The organism is Seongchinamella sediminis (assembly GCF_003457605.1).
Taxonomy (GTDB): domain Bacteria; phylum Pseudomonadota; class Gammaproteobacteria; order Pseudomonadales; family Halieaceae; genus Halioglobus; species Halioglobus sediminis.
In genome coordinates, this window is the sequence record NZ_QRAN01000011.1 from 1 (window position 1) to 15,994 (window position 15,994).

Annotated in this window: 17 protein-coding genes; 1 reads left to right on the forward strand and 16 read right to left on the reverse strand. The window is 60.8% G+C overall.

The window, feature by feature from the left end; translation table 11 throughout:
• Positions 1-534 precede the first annotated feature (534 nt).
• From DWB85_RS11155 to DWB85_RS11215, 13 genes are all read right to left on the reverse strand, one after another.
• A complete protein-coding gene (locus DWB85_RS11155; RefSeq protein ID WP_117954564.1) occupies positions 535-744 on the reverse strand; it encodes a BrnA antitoxin family protein in 210 nt (69 codons plus the stop codon).
• Positions 737-1,030 carry a BrnT family toxin gene (locus DWB85_RS19960; protein ID WP_117954566.1) on the reverse strand — a complete coding sequence of 98 codons (294 nt, stop codon included), beginning with the start codon at positions 1,028-1,030 and terminating at the stop codon, positions 737-739. The genes DWB85_RS11155 and DWB85_RS19960 overlap by 8 nt, the downstream gene beginning before the upstream one ends.
• Before the next feature lie 165 nt (positions 1,031-1,195).
• The gene (locus tag DWB85_RS11165; RefSeq protein ID WP_117954568.1) at positions 1,196-1,645 is read right to left on the reverse strand and encodes an ion channel; all 450 of its coding nucleotides are present in this window, start codon (positions 1,643-1,645) and stop codon (positions 1,196-1,198) included.
• The gene (locus tag DWB85_RS11170; RefSeq protein WP_239017295.1) at positions 1,645-2,685 is read right to left on the reverse strand and encodes a DUF2955 domain-containing protein; all 1,041 of its coding nucleotides are present in this window, start codon (positions 2,683-2,685) and stop codon (positions 1,645-1,647) included. Before DWB85_RS11170 ends, DWB85_RS11165 begins: the two co-directional genes overlap by 1 nt.
• 12 nt (positions 2,686-2,697) lie before the next feature.
• Positions 2,698-3,834, reverse strand: a complete 1,137-nt coding sequence (locus tag DWB85_RS11175; protein WP_117954570.1) for an HlyD family secretion protein — start codon at positions 3,832-3,834, stop codon at positions 2,698-2,700.
• Positions 3,835-3,854: 20 nt separating this feature from the next.
• Positions 3,855-5,372 carry a TolC family protein gene (locus tag DWB85_RS11180; RefSeq protein WP_117954572.1) on the reverse strand — a complete coding sequence of 506 codons (1,518 nt, stop codon included), beginning with the start codon at positions 5,370-5,372 and terminating at the stop codon, positions 3,855-3,857.
• The gene (locus DWB85_RS11185) at positions 5,369-6,490 is read right to left on the reverse strand and encodes an AI-2E family transporter (RefSeq protein WP_117954574.1); all 1,122 of its coding nucleotides are present in this window, start codon (positions 6,488-6,490) and stop codon (positions 5,369-5,371) included. Before DWB85_RS11185 ends, DWB85_RS11180 begins: the two co-directional genes overlap by 4 nt.
• A gap of 115 nt (positions 6,491-6,605) precedes the next feature.
• Positions 6,606-7,637: a 4-hydroxy-2-oxovalerate aldolase gene (gene dmpG, locus DWB85_RS11190; protein ID WP_117954577.1), complete on the reverse strand. Its 1,032-nt coding sequence runs from the start codon at positions 7,635-7,637 to the stop codon at positions 6,606-6,608.
• A gap of 94 nt (positions 7,638-7,731) precedes the next feature.
• Complete coding sequence (locus tag DWB85_RS11195) at positions 7,732-8,640, reverse strand: acetaldehyde dehydrogenase (acetylating) (protein ID WP_117954579.1); 909 nt, start codon at positions 8,638-8,640, stop codon at positions 7,732-7,734.
• 115 nt (positions 8,641-8,755) lie between these two features.
• Complete coding sequence (locus DWB85_RS11200; RefSeq protein WP_275400277.1) at positions 8,756-9,547, reverse strand: fumarylacetoacetate hydrolase family protein; 792 nt, start codon at positions 9,545-9,547, stop codon at positions 8,756-8,758.
• A 77-nt stretch (positions 9,548-9,624) separates the two neighbouring features.
• The gene (locus tag DWB85_RS11205; RefSeq protein ID WP_117954581.1) at positions 9,625-10,458 is read right to left on the reverse strand and encodes an alpha/beta fold hydrolase; all 834 of its coding nucleotides are present in this window, start codon (positions 10,456-10,458) and stop codon (positions 9,625-9,627) included.
• Positions 10,459-10,491: 33 nt separating this feature from the next.
• Positions 10,492-11,682, reverse strand: coding sequence for an acyl-CoA dehydrogenase family protein (locus tag DWB85_RS11210; RefSeq protein ID WP_117954583.1), 1,191 nt, complete (start codon positions 11,680-11,682; stop codon positions 10,492-10,494).
• 111 nt (positions 11,683-11,793) lie between these two features.
• Positions 11,794-12,654, reverse strand: a complete 861-nt coding sequence (locus DWB85_RS11215; RefSeq protein WP_117954585.1) for an SDR family NAD(P)-dependent oxidoreductase — start codon at positions 12,652-12,654, stop codon at positions 11,794-11,796.
• Between the two features lie 104 nt (positions 12,655-12,758).
• Between DWB85_RS11215 and DWB85_RS11220 the strand changes: the two genes are divergently transcribed.
• On the forward strand, positions 12,759-13,499 hold the full coding sequence (locus DWB85_RS11220) for a trypsin-like serine peptidase (RefSeq protein WP_162846089.1): 741 nt from the start codon (positions 12,759-12,761) through the stop codon (positions 13,497-13,499).
• Between the two features lie 27 nt (positions 13,500-13,526).
• Here the strand turns inward: DWB85_RS11220 and trhO are convergent, their stop codons facing one another.
• The 3 genes from trhO to DWB85_RS11235 form a co-directional block, all read right to left on the reverse strand.
• Positions 13,527-14,462 carry an oxygen-dependent tRNA uridine(34) hydroxylase TrhO gene (gene trhO / locus DWB85_RS11225; RefSeq protein ID WP_117954590.1) on the reverse strand — a complete coding sequence of 312 codons (936 nt, stop codon included), beginning with the start codon at positions 14,460-14,462 and terminating at the stop codon, positions 13,527-13,529.
• A gap of 3 nt (positions 14,463-14,465) precedes the next feature.
• The gene (locus tag DWB85_RS11230; RefSeq protein ID WP_117954592.1) at positions 14,466-14,789 is read right to left on the reverse strand and encodes a BolA family protein; all 324 of its coding nucleotides are present in this window, start codon (positions 14,787-14,789) and stop codon (positions 14,466-14,468) included.
• A gap of 100 nt (positions 14,790-14,889) precedes the next feature.
• A complete protein-coding gene (locus DWB85_RS11235) occupies positions 14,890-15,927 on the reverse strand; it encodes an AraC family transcriptional regulator (RefSeq protein WP_239017296.1) in 1,038 nt (345 codons plus the stop codon).
• Positions 15,928-15,994: the final 67 nt, after the last annotated feature.

Genomic DNA, 15,994 nt, shown 5'->3' on the forward strand with positions numbered 1-15,994 from the left:
CCAGTAGTCTTCGCGTTGTTCGTTGTCGGCAGACATGGCCATGCTCCTGTGAAAAAAACACGGGGGCATGTTCCGGCGTCATCGCCCTGGGCGGAAGGGGGCCGATGCAGAGGCGCTTACACTTAGTGGCGAGTTTGGATGGCCCCACCAATCCCGGCCTTGCCGATGCCTGGGATTTAGAGATTTGCAAAAGAATCAATGAGATAGAGGCCGACCCAGCCCTGACTCTGGAGCCTGAGCTAGTACTTGCACAAGCGAGGCAGCGCCTACGAGGCAAATGAAACCGGTAAAGATAGGCAAGGAAGCCGCCGCTTACCCCTGTAGATGGGAAAGCGGGATTGAATGGCGCTCGAAAATTAATTCTGCAAAAATTCCCCTTCTCCATGGTCGTACATGAGTTGCCTGAATCGATAGTAGTCGTTGCGCTCGCTCATCATTCCCGGAAGCCAGGGTACTGGCGGTCGAGGAAGGCTCCACAACGCCGCAAACAAGGGCGCGCTGTAAGCGCGTCCCGCTGTTTGACCTTGTTAACTGCTAGCTCCATTGCAGCTTTAAATCACGATGAGATTGCGCGCAATCACGCAAGTACAAATTGATTAGACTTTGATAGGGAATACCCTTTTCTTCTGCCATTTCTTTGAAATATGCGATTGTATCTTCATCAAGGCGAATGGTGATTTGTTTCTTGAGCTTTTGTGCGTATGGATTAGGTATAGATTCTGAAAAATCGTAGTGTTTACGCATGACGAAATTCCTCATAGATGGCTCGTTCTCGCTTATCTGCCTTCCTGGCCGAGACAATTCGGATTGTTTCGTTGAATCGTATGCAATGGCATACAACCAGTAAGCGGGAGTTAATGCTGGTACCCAGCAAGATAAAACGATCTTCATCCTCTGAATGATCTGGATCTGCAATTAAACGTGCATATTGATCGGTAAATACAGTCTTAGCTTCGTCGAATGAGATTCCATGCTTCTTGGTGTTCGAAGCATTCTTAGTTTCATCCCATTCAAAAAATAGGCTAGTCATAGCGACAATATAACTACAATATAATTATAGTCAAGAGTGGTGGTCGGGGTGATGCCGGCAGTTAGCTACTTACTTGGAAAAATTCGGTGTGCGCAGGCATCTTCCGCTTCCTCGCGATTCTCTCTTGCCCCGAGAACCAGCTCCGGCACGATCCCAGTTCCAATATCAATCAGCGCCAGGGCCATTCCCGCGCGCATCCCTGACCCGTTGCAGGGCATCCTGCAGGGCGGACATCACCACTGCGGTGGAGACGCCCATCATCAGGATGCCGTTCAGGGACTGCAATGGCCCCAGGATGCGATGCTTTTCCGACATCACGATATCGCCGTAGCCCAGGGTCGCAAAGTTCACCGCCGAGTGATAGACCGCCACCCGGAAATCCTCGAACTCACCCAGCTGCAGAAACAGGGCGCCCCAGATACACACCTGGAGGAAGTTGCCCACCACCAGTACGATCATCACACCGCCGATCAGCAAAACCGTACTGGCGAAGGACCCGCTCTCCACGGCTCTACTGTGGCGCGCGTAAGTCCGCGCTGCCGCGGCGACCAGAAGGGCCTGCACAAACAGGCAGCCAACCATGACCAACAGGCCCAGAAGGACATTCTCCAGCATTATCCCGCCTCCATCTGCATCGCCGACTGACTTTTCATTTCCTGCCGCCGGCGCAGGCCTTCCAGAAAGACCAGCATCATCCAGGCGTAGAGGGTGACGCCGATAAACAGGCCGATACGCACCGCCGACGCCGCATAGGGGTCCTTGCCATTGGCCGTGTCCTCAACGGCTGGTCCCACCAGGATAAACAGGGTAACGAGCACGTTCTGCCAGAATGTGGGGCCAAAAGCACTGGCCAGGACTCCGTAGAATTTGGCCACCAGGTAGCCGCTGAACAACAGGGTCCACAGGGTGAACATATACAGGTTGGGCGCCAGCTTCAGACAAAACCAGAACAGCATGGCAATCAGTGCCGCCAGGCAGGTGGAACCCACCAACTCACGACCGGCGTGCCTGGCCGCAGTCTCGTTGGCCTGCTGCCCCAGGGCGACCGATTTCATGATGATTGGCGCGTACGCCGTGGGATTGTAAAGCACCAGCAGGTAGCTGGGGAAAACCACCAGGGTGGCGCGCAGTGCCAGCCAGCTGGATTGCAGTGGCGGCGGTGGAGGTGGTTCCGCCGACGGGTCACAGTCCTCCGGGAACCAGGGATAAACCAGCCACTGGCAGACCACGGCGATGGCAATATTGAGCAGCAGCGCGGAGATAATCATGGTGGCCAGCGACGGCCCCATCAGCCCCAGGGCTGAAATCAGGGTAATGCCGATAATGAGCAACAGCCCCACCGGCCCCTTGCCCCTGTTCAGACTCAGGTAGTTGGCGAGGAACAGCCCCAGCAGCACGATAACCAGAGCGGTCAGCGGGTAATAGGTCAGCAATGGAATCAACAGCAGGCCGGTGCCGAGCATCAGCGAAAGCGCCACTATCAGGCCTACCAGGCCTTTCGGTCCCATCGGCGGCTTCGGGGCGGCACCGAGCAAAAAGGCAAACAGGGGCGCAATATAAGGCAGGCTGTTACCCATGGCGTAACTGATCGCCAGGGCGATACTGATCGTCAGGCTCAGCCTGAATACCCGTCGTGCTGCTAGTGGCAGGCTCACTGACATCCCTATCTAGTACGCGTAGGACACGACGCTGAGGAAGCGTATATAGAGCTTGCCGAGAAACCGGGTGAGCCAGGCGCCCTCGGTGTACGCCATTACCGAGGCCTGCCCCCCCATGCGCAGCTGTTCCCGCAATTGCCCGCTCTGCTGCGGATCGAACCGCACCATGACCGGAAAGCGCTGTGATGGCCGCAGCCAGTTGCGATCGTTGTTCACCGTGGGCAGGGTGCCCGGCTGGGGCGTACGGCCGGCACTGACACCGAGGCCGATATTGGCAACGACGCCGGAGAATATTTCCCCGGGCAGGGAGTCGAACAGAATTTCCACCGGTGTGCCGGCCTGCATGTGGCCGAGATTGTTTTCGGTGAACTGGGCATCTATCCACACATCACCAAGCGACAGCAGGGTGATAACCGGATGACCGGCCCCGGCAAAGGAACCGACGTCGGTACGCAAATCGGTGATCATGCCGCGATCGCTGGCCCTGACCGTGGTCCGCTCCAGGTCCAGCTCGGCCTTTTCGACCCCGGTGCGGGCGATGGCCAGAATGGTATTGAGCTCCTCACTGGAGTCGCCGCCCTTGGCCTCAATCGCCTGCTTTATCCCGGCTTGCGCCGCGCTTACCGCCGCCTTGCTCTGGGCCAGGGTAGCCTGGGAGATCTCCAGGCGGCGGGTCGATATAGTACCCGGGTCTTCTTTATACAGTCGTTCAAGGCGGTTGGTATCCTTCTGCGCCTTGTCGAGATTGGCCTGCGCCGAGCGCAGGTTGGCCCGGGCGGCTTCAACGCCGGCGTCGCCCGCCTCCACCTGGCGCAGGGCGTTCTGGTAATCGGAACGGGCCTTGGCCAGGGCGATCTCGTACTGGGACCTGTCGATCTGGAACAGCGGCTGGTCGGCTTCCACCCGCTCGTTATTGGCAATGAACACTTCAGTAACGTTGCCGGACACCTGGGGCGCAACGCCGATCACGTAGCCCTGCACCCGGGCCTGGGAGGTATAGGGGGTATAGCGGTCACTGGCCAGGTACCAGCAGAGGCTCAGCAGGATAAGCAGCGCCACCGCCTGGCCGCCGCGTTTCACCGCTTTCGGCGCCGCTTCCTGATCACTAACCTGGGCGCCATCATCACTGTTGTCTGCGTCGCTCATCGTGTCCCCCACTGTGGTCCCTATTGTTGGATGACCGGTACCGGGTCATCCAGCATCCCGTCCCAGTCCGTGCGCTGCTCCATCAGCTCGCGAATAGCCTCCGGCACCAGGTCCTCCGCGTCCGCCGGTCGCCAGCCGCCACCCAGGGCCTTGTAAAAAGCGATCACCCCGTTGATGTGGGCACCCTGGTTGGCCACGTAGGCGGCGGACCTGGCAGCCCGTGACTGTTGCGCGGTGAGTACCCGCTGGAAATCGGAATATCCCTCCCGGTAGCGTTTCGTCGACAGCGTCAGCGAGCGCTCGGCCGCCCGCAGCGCCTCGGCCAGCAACTGCTGCTGCTCACGGGTTTTGACCACGGCTATGGCCGCGCTGTCGACTTCGGAGGCGGCGGCGAGAACCGTCAGCTGATAGCCCTCGATCAATTGCTGCAGGCGCACGTCCTGCACCCGCACCTGGTTCTCTATCCGGTCGTAGTTGAACAGGTTCCAGGTGAACGCCGGCCCGATGCCGGTAGCCAGGGTGTCGTTGGTCAAATCCAGGGAATTACCCGACCAGCCAATGGTGCCAAACAGCGAAATGGATGGGTACAGCGCAGCCCGGGCCACGCCTATCTGCGCCGACTGGGCGGCGACGCTGTAAGCGGCGCTGCGAACATCCGGCCGACGCAGCAACAGCGCCGCCGGGAAGGCATCGAGATAGACTGGATTCAATGCCGGCAGCTTGATGACGGCCCTGTCGAGTTCCGGCAGGTCACCGGGGGAGCGCGCCAATAACACACACAGGCCGTTTTCGACCTGCCTGAGACTGGACTCCAGTTCCGGAATGGTGGACACGGTGGCGAGGTACTGGGTACGCGCCTGCTGCACGTCCAGTTCCGAGGACTGGCCGCTCTCGAACAGCCTGGTCGTGATTTCCAGGCTGCGCTGTTGCAATTCAGCGTTTTCGCGGGCGATCTCGATCTGCCGGGCAATAGTCAGGTAGCTGTAGTAGGCCTGGGCCACCTGCGCCGCCAGCAGCACCTGGGCGTTCTGCTGGTTGCTGATGGAGGCGAAAAAAGCCGCATCGGCGGATTCCACCCCGCGCCGCCAGCGGCCCCAGAAGTCCATCTCCCAGCCGATGTCGAAGCCCAGGTCATAACTGTTGAGGTTCGAGTGGTTGCCAGACTTGTCGCCCTCGGTTGGCCAGCGGTCGACCCGCGCCCAGCTACCGTTGGCCTGCTGCACCTGCGGGTACTGGCTGCCGCTGGCAATACCCAGCACGGCCCTGCTCTCCAGCACCGCCAGGCCGGCGAGGCGCAGATTGTAGTTTTCCCGGCGGGCGATCTCGATGAATTCGGTTAACAGCGGGTCAGCGAAGGCCCGCCACCAGAATTGCAGATCTTCCTGTTCAGTTGCTGCCAGGTTTACCTGTCCGTAGAGGTCAGTCTGCCACTGGTCAAGCCAGGCGACATCGGGTTCCTCATAATCCGGCCCCAGGTTGGTGCAGGCCGCCAGCGCCAGCAGCGCGGCGGCGACGAGCGTATTTATTCCGGGCGTCATTCGTCTACCGGGTCCGATGCCGGGGCAACCTCCTCCGGCGACTGCGCCTGATATTCGACCCACTTCATGAAGATCTGGTAGCCGACCGCCAGCACCACCGCGCCGATGAACAGGCCGACAAATCCGGAGGACACCATGCCGCCCAGGGCGCCGATCAGGATCACCGGCATGGGCGCGTCGACGCCACGCCCCAGCAGCATGGGCTTGAGGACATTATCGGCAAGGGCGGTGATCACCACCGCAACCGACCACACCGAATTCATCAAGGTACCGGAATCACCGCCATTCCAGATCCACAGAATAACCGGAATGCCGATCAACATCGCGGGCAACTGCATAATCGCCATCAGCAACACCACCAGGGCGAGCAGACCCGCCGCGGGCACGCCGGCCAGCAGGAACACCAGCCCCATCAGCACCGCCTGTATCGCGGCAACACCCAGCACGCCAACCGCCACGGACCGCGTGGTCATGGTCACCAGGCTGTGCACCTTTGGCCCCTGCTCCGGACCGGCGATGCGATTGAATATGCGCAGGGTGGCACCGCTGCCGCCCCTGCCGTAAGCCATCATGATACCGGCGACTATCAGGGCGCCGAGCAACAGGGCAATGCCCCCGGCAGTGCCTTTCGCGGTGGCCAGCACTCTCCTCATCACCGCCTCGATATTGGTCCGGTAGTCGGCGATAAAGCCGGGCAGGTTTTCACTGGCTTCATGCCAGGCGGCGTAGGCCTGCTTGCCGATCAGCGGCCACTCGGCCACCGATTCCTGCGGTGGCCGCAGGCTCAGGGTGCCAGCGCCATAGGCCTCGTGCACACTCCGCAGTTCCTCCGCCATGGAACTGGCGAGCTTGACCGCCGGCACACCAATCAGCAGCAGCCCCGAGAGGACGATAACCGTCGCCGCTCGGCCCTGCTTGCCACCGAACTTTGCCGCCAGTCTCTGGTGCATGGGATACAGCGTGACACCCAGTATCACCGCCCACAGCATCAGGTTCAAAAACGGACTGAACACGCGGAAACACATCACCACCAGGCCGAAGACAATGCTGACCCTGATGATTACGTCGGTGAGTTCCCGGGCGGTAATGGGATGGGACTGGTTGGTGTTATTTTCCATGCGATTTCCCCGAGTCGACGGCAGCCGTATGCGGCCTGCTTAGCTCAGGGAGATTAGCATACTGAAACAGATTTGCTATTACCGGCGCTTTTTTCAGCGCCGGCAAGGGGCTCGGCTAAATCGTTCCCCGCTCCCTGGCCATATCCAGGGCCAGGTCCTCGATCATGTCTTCCTGGCCACCGACGGTACGCCGCCGGCCAAGTTCCACCAGGATGTCGCGACTGGACAGGTTGTACTTGGCGGCCGAGCGCTTGGCAAACAGCAGGAAGGAGGAGTACACGCCGGCGTAACCGAGGGTCAGGGCATCGCGGTCGATACGCACCTGCTCGTCCATCAGGGGGGTGATCAGGTCCTCGGCGATGTCCATGGCCTTGAAGGTGTCGACGCCGGTCTCTATCCCCATGCGATCACACACCGCAATGAACACTTCCAGCGGTGTATTGCCGGCACCGGCGCCCAGACCGGCCATGGAACCGTCAATGCGGTTGGCGCCCGCCGCCACCGCGGCAATGGAATTCGCCACACCCATGGCCAGGTTGTGGTGCCCGTGAAAGCCCAGTTCGGTTTCCGGCTTGAGCTCGGCCCGCGCCAGGGCTACCCGGGCAGTCACATCCTCGGGCAGCATGTAACCGGCAGAGTCGGTGATGTACACGCAGTTGGCGCCGTAGCTCTCCATCAGTTTGAGCTGAGTCAGCAGTTTCTCGGGCTCGATCATGTGCGCCATCATCAGGAAGCCGACTGTATCCAGCCCGTTCATGCCGGCGGCGGCGTTGATGTGCTGTTCCGAGACATCCGCCTCGGTGCAATGGGTGGCCACCCGAATGGTGGATACACCACAGTCGAGCGCCATTTTCAGGTGGTCAACCGTGCCGATACCAGGCAGCAGGAGCGCCGACACCTTGGCGCTTTTCATTTCCCTGCAAACCGCAGTCAGGTATTCCTCGTCACTGGCGGCAGGAAAGCCGTAGTTGACCGAGGCGCCGCCCAGTCCATCGCCGTGGGTCACCTCAATCAGCGGCACACCCGCCTCGTCCATGGCCCGGGCCACGGTGACCATTTCCTCGACGGTGATCTGGTGCCGCTTGGGGTGCATGCCGTCGCGCAGGCACATATCGTGGACGGTAACTTTTGTTCCTTTAAGATCCATTGTCTTTCTCCAGTTGGCGGGCCGTGAGCTGCAAGTGCGGGTCGAGACCGGCCGAGTGTGCTGTTGTCGTGTTCCGTTTATCGGTCATCCCGGTTCACGCCGCCGTGGGCACGAAGTTACCGGCCAGCATTTCTTCGGCGTACATTTCCGCGGTGCGCAAACCGGCGGCGGTCATGATGTCCAGGTTGCCGGCGTATTTCGGCAGGAAATCCCCCAGGCCTTCCACCTCCATATAAATGGAAACCCGCTTGCCGTCGAACACCGGACCGTTTTTCAGTGTATAGCCGGGCACATATTTGCGGACCTCGGCAATCATATTCTGCACCGACTCGACAATGGCATCCTGGTCCGGGTCAGCGTGCGTGAGACAGTGAATGGTGTCGCGCATAATCAGCGGCGGCTCCGCCGGGTTGATAATGATAATTGCCTTGCCGGTGTGCGCGCCGCCCACCTGTTCTATGCCCCTGGCCGTGGTGCGGGTGAATTCGTCGATATTCTTGCGCGTACCGGGGCCGGCACTGCGGGAGCTCACCGTTGCCACAATTTCCGCGTAGGTGACTTCCTGCACCCGGCTCACCGCCGCCACCATGGGGATTGTCGCCTGGCCGCCGCAGGTCACCATATTGACGTTCATCGCCTTTTGCTCGACGGCGCCAGCCAGGTTGACCGGCGGCACGCAGAACGGGCCGATGGCCGCCGGAGTGAGGTCTATCATCACCGCGCCCTGCTCGTTTACCTTGCGACTGTTCTCCGCGTGCACGTAGGCCGAGGTGGCGTCAAAACAGAGCTGCACTCCGTCCTCCCGCATGGTCGGCAGCATGCCGTCCACGCCCTCAGCGGTGGTCTTCAGGCCCATTTCCGCGGCCCGGGCCAGCCCCGGCGAGTCCGGGTCCACCCCCACCATCCACACCGGTTCCACCACCTCGCTGCGCATGGCTTTCATCAGCAGGTCGGTGCCGATATTGCCCGGACCGATGATCGCCGCCTTGATTTTCTTGCTCATACTGATTCCTCTGTTCACCGGGGCTGCAGCGCCACCGGCTGAATTCTGTCATTCCGGCGCCGGCCGGAATCCAATTGCCCCTGTGACGGGCACTAACCCATGTTTTGTGACCGGGTCAGGTAAACCTGCAGCTGCAGCCACCAATACCCTCGATTTCCAGGCTCATCTCGTCCCCCGCCACCACCGGAATCAGCGGCGCCAGCGAGCCGGAAAGAATCACTTCACCGGCCCTGAACGGAATCCCGAATTCGCCCAGTGTATTGGCCAGCCAGGCCACCGCTGTCAGCGGGTTGCCCTGGACAGCACTACCCAGCCCCTCCGAGTGCAACTCGCCATTCTTGTAGATCTTCATCTTCAGTTGGGGCAGGTCGAAGTCGCGCGGGTCCACCTCGGTCTCGCCGAGCACATAGACCCCACAGGAGGCGTTGTCCGCCACCGTATCCTGGATCTTTATTTTCCAGTCATCGATGCGCGAATCCACGATTTCGAAACAGGGAATAATGGTCTCGGTGGCGGCGAGCACGTCGGCCTCGGTCACCCCGGGACCGACCAGGTCCTGCTTCAGGCGAAAGGCGATCTCGCCCTCGGCCCGCGGCGCAATCAGGTTGCCGGCAATCGGTATATCGGCCCCGTCAGGATAGGCCATGGCATCGGTCAGAAACCCGAAGTCGGGCTGGAACACGCCGAGCATGTCCTGCACCGGCTTGCTGGTCACACCGATCTTCTTGCCCACCACCTGCTCGCCGTCCTCTTGCTGCCGGCGCTGCAGCATGCGCAGGCTCACGTGGTAGGCATCTTCAATGGTGATATCGCTCTCACGATCGGTGAGCGGCACCAGGGTACTGCATGCGCGCATCGCCTGGTACAGCTCGTCACCTAACTGCTCGATTTTTTGGGGATCCATCATGGGGGTAAACACCTCATTACATACAGGCGTCATTCTACACTGCCGGGACAACCAGCCGGTTTAAATTGATTGGCTGTTCAGCCGTTCTGCAGAAAGTCGAGGCAGGCCCGGTTAAACATGCCCTCGTGCTCTACCATCACCCAGTGGCCGCACTCGTTGACGAGAATGGTGCGCATGTGCCTGATGTTCTTGACCATGGCCATAATACCCTCCTCGGGCATCATCTTCTCGTCCATGCCCCAGAACCCCAGGGTCGGGCAGCTGATTTCGGCCAGCCTGTCAACCAGCACCGGGACCTGCATGGTGGCCATCACATGGCCGTTCATGATCTCCATGATCTGCATGCGTTCCGCCACCAGCTCGTCGGTGGCAAGAGCCGGATTGTGCATCAGCCCGGTTGCGAACAGGTCCTTCATCACCGCCGGCGTAACCGGCTCCCCCGACCCGAACACCTGGAAGACCTTTTGCATGCCGGGCATCTTCTGGTATTCAGCCAGTTCGCTGAGCCCCCCCGGCGCCATGAGTATCAGCTTCTCCACCAGCTCCGGGTAATCCAGGGCAAGGCCGAAGGCGATTGCGCCTCCCAGCGAGTTGCCCACCAGGGTGCACTTGTCCACCCCGGCGCAATCGAGTGTCTGCTTGATGCACTCGACAAAGAACGACAGCGGATGGTCCACGTCATCCGGCTTGTCGGAAAAACCATAGCCGATGTGATCGGGAATGATACAGCGGTAGCCGGCGTCCACCAGGAAGGGGTAATTGCCCTTGAAATTGGAGTACCCGCTGGCACCCGGCCCTGAGCCATGCAGGAACACCACTACCTCACCCTCGCCTTCATCCAGGTAATGGATTCTGTAGCCATTGGCGCAGTCAGCGTAATTGCCTTCGGGAAGCAGTCCTATCTTGCCCATAGTTTTTTCCTTGTCGGGAGTGAAACGTCTGCCTCAGATGGCGTAATCAATATTTTCCTCGCCAAACATCATCGCCCCCATATTGTTGGCGAAAGGCGTGGAATGGTTGGCCACGTGAGCCTGGCTGGCGAGCATGTCCAGGTGGAAGTCCAGCAGCTCACTGCCCTTGCGGATGCCGCCGCTGCCGGCGGCCTTGAGCATCCGGCTCGAGAGCTCCAGGCAGCGGTCTGCCACCACCGCCGAGTCGTAACGGTAGCGCACCCGATCCTCTACCGGGATCGGCTCACCGGCCCGGCACTTTGCCATCATCGCGTCGAAATTGCGCAGCATGGTCAGCTTCATCTCCTCGATGGCAGCACGCACCTCCGCCGCCAGCTCGCGGGCATGGGGGTCGTTACTCATTTTGTTGGGCCCCACCTGGCGGGTTTTCGCCACTTCGATGAACGACTGCAGCGCACCTTCACAGGCACCCAGGGTGGCGGTGCACACGGCACGCACAAATACCTGCATGAAGGGCATATGGTACAGCGGGGCACTATTGACCGCGTTACCCGGATTGTCGCAGCGGAAGCCGTCCATGGATTTGTGGGTCCGGTATTCGGGCACGAACACATCATCTACCACAATGTCGTGGGAACCGGTGCCCTGCAGGCCGACGACATCCCAGTGATCGACGATCTCGTAGTCCTCAATGGGTACCAGGAAGGTCCGGTAGTTGGCCATGTCGAAGGGCGCCTCCGGCGTGGGTACCACCGCCCCGAGAAATGCCCACTTGCAGTGCTCGGAACCACTGGAGAAACTCCAGCGGCCGCTGAGGCGGAAGCCGCCATCCACGACCTTTACCTTGCCCACCGGTGCGTAGGATGAGGAGATCAACACGCTGGGATCATCAGCCCACACGTCCTGGGCCGCTTGGTCGTCGAACACCGCCAACTGCCAGTTGTGCACTGCAATAACGCCAAGAATCCAGGCGCTGGAGGGGCAGAAGCGGGCGATCTCGTAGCCGACCATGTAAAACACCTGCGGGTCCATGGCATATCCGCCCCACTGTTCCGGCTGCAGAATCTTGAAAAAGCCCGCCTTGTGAAAATCGGCCACCGTCTCCTCGGGCACTTTACGCTGCGCCTTGCATTGTGCCCTGCGCTGCACCAGTGCCGGCCCCATCGCTTTGGCGGCGGCGATCAATTCCTGTGCCCTGGGTGATTCCAGTCCGTACTCGTTCATATACTCACCTGTGTTCTGACTTATCATAAAACCTGTGCCGGCAAATCCGCGGCAATCCACCATTAAATCCACTGTGGCAAGGCGCCGCATCCTCCATTTGGGCTATAGCCCTTACTCCACTACCGCATCGCCGAAACGGGTCGTTTCCCCGAAAAAAGCCCGGTGCGACGGCGGCTGCCGCCCATTGATGTCGGTCACCCCGTACTGTGCACCGAGTTCGGCGCCAATCCAGACCTTGCCGGAACGCGCCATCAACTCCGGGTCACGGTAGAGCGCCTCGATCACCCTGCCGGTGAATTGCGGCGTTTCACAGGTGTCGACCAGGTCGGCATACATCTCCGGCTCTGCCTCGAAGACCTGCCGGGTGCGCTCGGTCAACAGCAGCCCCATCCAGATCGACACCACCGCCACCTGGTGGGGCTTGAAATCCACCGCCATGTCGTGGGCCATTTTGTCCACCGCTGCCTTGCCGGCCCCGTAGGCGGGGCCGTGCATATAGATCCGCCCGCCGAAGGAAGAGGTGTTGACCACCAGCGCCCGATCACTGGCCAGCAACAGCGGCGCAGCGATGTGGGTAGCGACATAGTGCGAGCGCATACCCACATCCCAGAGATCGGTGAGCGCCAGCGGCTTCTCCCAGAACGGCCCCTTCCGGGTGAGGGCATCGTTGAGGGCAGTGGCGTTGTTGACCAGGATATCCAGCTTGCCCTGCTCCCGCTGCACCTGCTCGAAAGCGCGCTTGACCTCCTCGTCATTACTGTGATCGCAGTACAGCGCAATCCCCTTGCCGCCGGCCTGGGTAACTGCCTCGGCGGTATCGGCCAGGCTCCCCGGCAGCGGCGCGTCACCGTCCTGTCGGGTCCGGCCGGTGACATAAACCGTGGCACCGCTGGCGCCCAGGGCTATGGCAATACCCTTGCCGGCGCCGCGACTGGCACCGGTAACTAGTGCAACCCGACCACTGATCTGCATGCTTGCTCCCGAAGTGATTAGTCCATTATCGCCTATCCTAATGATGATGACGGCGGCCGCCAAGCTTATTACCATTAACGCTGCCAGGCATGTTGATCCAGTCAATGAACTTTAACCAGGTAAAAACGATAACACTCGCCACCCTGCTGTTGCTGGGCGCCGGGCCGGGCTCTGGCGCCGAGCCGCGGCTGGCCTACACAGAGGACTCGCCCCGGTGGCTGCAGTCGGTGGGCAAGCTGGACGTGCCGGGAATACAGTTCGAAGGAGGACAGCGCAGGCACCAGCGGGAAAACTGCAGCGGTACGCTGGTGGCGGCGGCCGGTAAACGCCTGGCCAATACGGTGGTTACCGCCTGGCACTGCCTGGAGTACTACCGGGATTTGAGCAAGCCCATCACCTTCACCCTGTTACCGGGGAGCGACCGGGTTACCCGGCGTGAGGCTTACCTGCTGGCCGACGGGGGCAGCATGTATGCGGACTGGGCCGTACTCAGGCTCTATCGGCCTGTCGATACCCGGGTCATTCCCGCCATGGAGTTGAACCCGGCCCTGGGTGACCGGCTGCGGCCGGTTACCATGGCGGGCTTTTCCGGCGATGCAGGGCTGGGGATGGACGGTGCTGTACTGACCTACCACGACAACTGCCGGATTACCCGCCAGCACCGCGATGGCAGCGAAACCGACTGCAGCGCCTACAAAGGCGCCTCAGGCGGGGCGGTGATCCAGCTGTCACGGCAGGGCAGCGCCCAGCTGACCGGGGTTATCTCCCGCGGCAACAGTGAGGGGATCAGCATTTACGTGCCAGTGGCCGATTTTCGTCGGCCCCTGGAGCAGCATCTCAACTAGGGCCTGATCACACCCAGTGAGTTGCCACTAGGCCTCCTCGCGACGCGGTGCAGTCTGCTCACCGACATGGATTTCACCGCGGGCGCGGGCAAGCTCGATCTGCTTCTGGCGCTCACTGAAGCGCGTGACCTGGTCGACAGACAGGCGGTCATAGCAGTGCGGGCAGCATACGCCCTTGCGATATTTATCGGAGCGCTTGTCTTCCTCGGTGATCGGCATGCGGCAACCGTAGCACTGGTCATAGTGCCCCTTCTCCAGCTTGTGGTTCACCGCCACCCGGTTGTCGAATACAAAGCACTCCCCCTGCCAGGTACTCTCCGCTTCCGGCACTTCTTCAAGGTACTTGAGAATTCCACCCTGCAGGTGATAAACCTCCTCGAAACCTTCCTGCAGCATAAACGCCGAGGCTTTCTCGCAGCGAATGCCGCCGGTGCAGAACATGGCGACCTTCTTCTGTTTTTTCGGATCCAGGTGGCTGCGCACGTACTCGGGAAACTCGCGGAAGGTGGTGGTATGGGGGTCCACCGCGCCCTTGAAGGTACCGATGCTGTACTCGTAATCGTTGCGGGTGTCGATGAGCAACACGTCGGGATCGTTCACCAGCTCATTCCAGTCCCCGGGTTTGACATAAGTCCCCACCACCAGGTTGGGATCTATGCCCTCGACGCCCATGGTGACGATCTCCCGCTTGAGCTTGACCTTCATCCGGTAAAAAGGCATTGCCTCGTCGAAGGACTCCTTGTGTTCCAGTGCCGCCAGTCGGGGATCGGCGCGCAGGTAAGCCAGCACGGTATCGATGCCCTCGCGAGGGCCGGCCACAGTGCCGTTAATGCCTTCATGGGCAAGCAACAGGGTGCCCTTGACGCCAGCGTCCCGGCAGACATCCAGCAGTGGTTCACGCAACTCGTGAAAATCTTCCAGGGTGACGAAGTGGTACAGGGCAGCGACAACAACGGGAGCCATGACTCAGGACACCTCCGCCCGGGAGCCGCCCAGGCAATCAGGAGACCCCGGGGCGCCTTGCTCGCGCTCCGACCACTCCTCCGGGCTGTAGGTATGCAGGGCCAGGGCATGAACCGGCCCTGCCAGCTGCTCCGCCAGAATAGCGTAAACCCGCTGGTGGCGGGCGACCTTGCGCTTGCCGGCGAACTCGGCACAGGCCAGTACCACCTTGAAATGGGTTTCGGAATTGGCGGGCACGCTGTGCATGTGACTCTCGTTGATCACCTGCAGGTGCTCGGGGGACAGTTCGGCCGTCAGCCGCTGTTCAATTTCAGTTTGTACGCTCATCGGGATGCCTCAAAAAACGAGGCGCATATTATACGGCAATGGACGCCCGGCGCCCATCATCCCCGAATGCTGGCCTGGCGAGCCCGGACGGGCGCCGGCGCTAGCGGCCGCTGCGCAAACCCTGGCGAAATTGCCCGGGGGTCTCTCCGGTCCACTTCTTGAACGAACGGTGAAAAGCACTGGGGTCGGTAAAGCCCATTTGCAGCGCCACCTCATTGATTGACAGCTCATGCCGGTTGAGGCACAGCTTGGCCGCTTCGCAGCGGGCCTGGTCCTTGATTTCCTGGAAGGTAGTGCCCTCCCGCTTGAGCCGGCGGCGCAGGGTCGGGGCAGACATATGCAGCGCGCTGCTTATCATTTCAAAACTCGGGAACCCCTCGCTGAAATCGTGCCCGATCATCGCCCTCACCTGGACGGACAGGTTGTTGCCCGAGGTATCGTTGTCCAGCAGCAGCATCTGGTAGGGCGCCGTGTGCAAAAATTCCCGCAGCGAATGCTGGGTATGGACCACGGGCCAGGCCAGGCAGGCGCTGTCGAAGTACAGCAAATCCTTGGCCTGGTTGAAGTAAAGGGGGCAGCCAAAAAGCGCCTCGTACTTGTCCGGGTTGGCCGGTGGATCGCCGGCAAAATCAACCCGCTGCAGCTCTATCGGTCGGCCGCAGAGCCAGCCAAAAAAGCGGTGCCACATGGACAGGCCGTACGCGTGCGCCGGGCCGACCTGAGGCTGCCCGGTCCTGATCGTGGTCTGGTAGCCGACCCGGGCGAACTCCTGGCTGAAGTTGGCGTACAGCTGGCTGCGCTCGTCAAAAAAAGTGCGGTAAAACTCCGATGCCCGCTGGATCGCCTGACCCAGGTTTTCGCAGGAAATGACGCAATAGCACATCATTCTGAAGGCGCCGGGGGCAACCAGGTCGCTACCCGTGACCCCGAAGGTCTCGTCCTGCAGCAGACTGAGGACCTGCTGGTAAACCCGGGAGTACTGCATGGCGCTGACTTCGGTCCGGTAGTCCGGGCAGTCCTCGTCCAGCGGGTCAAAATCCAGGCCGGCGTGCTGCAGAATACCGCTAAAGTCATAACCCCGATCACTCACCATGCGCAGCAGGGTTTTCACAAAACGTGTCGGGACGCGATCACTCATGGATTCATCTGGCCGCCTAAGGGCTGCGCATAGTAACAGACTTGCCCGCGCAGCAAAGCTGCTCCCA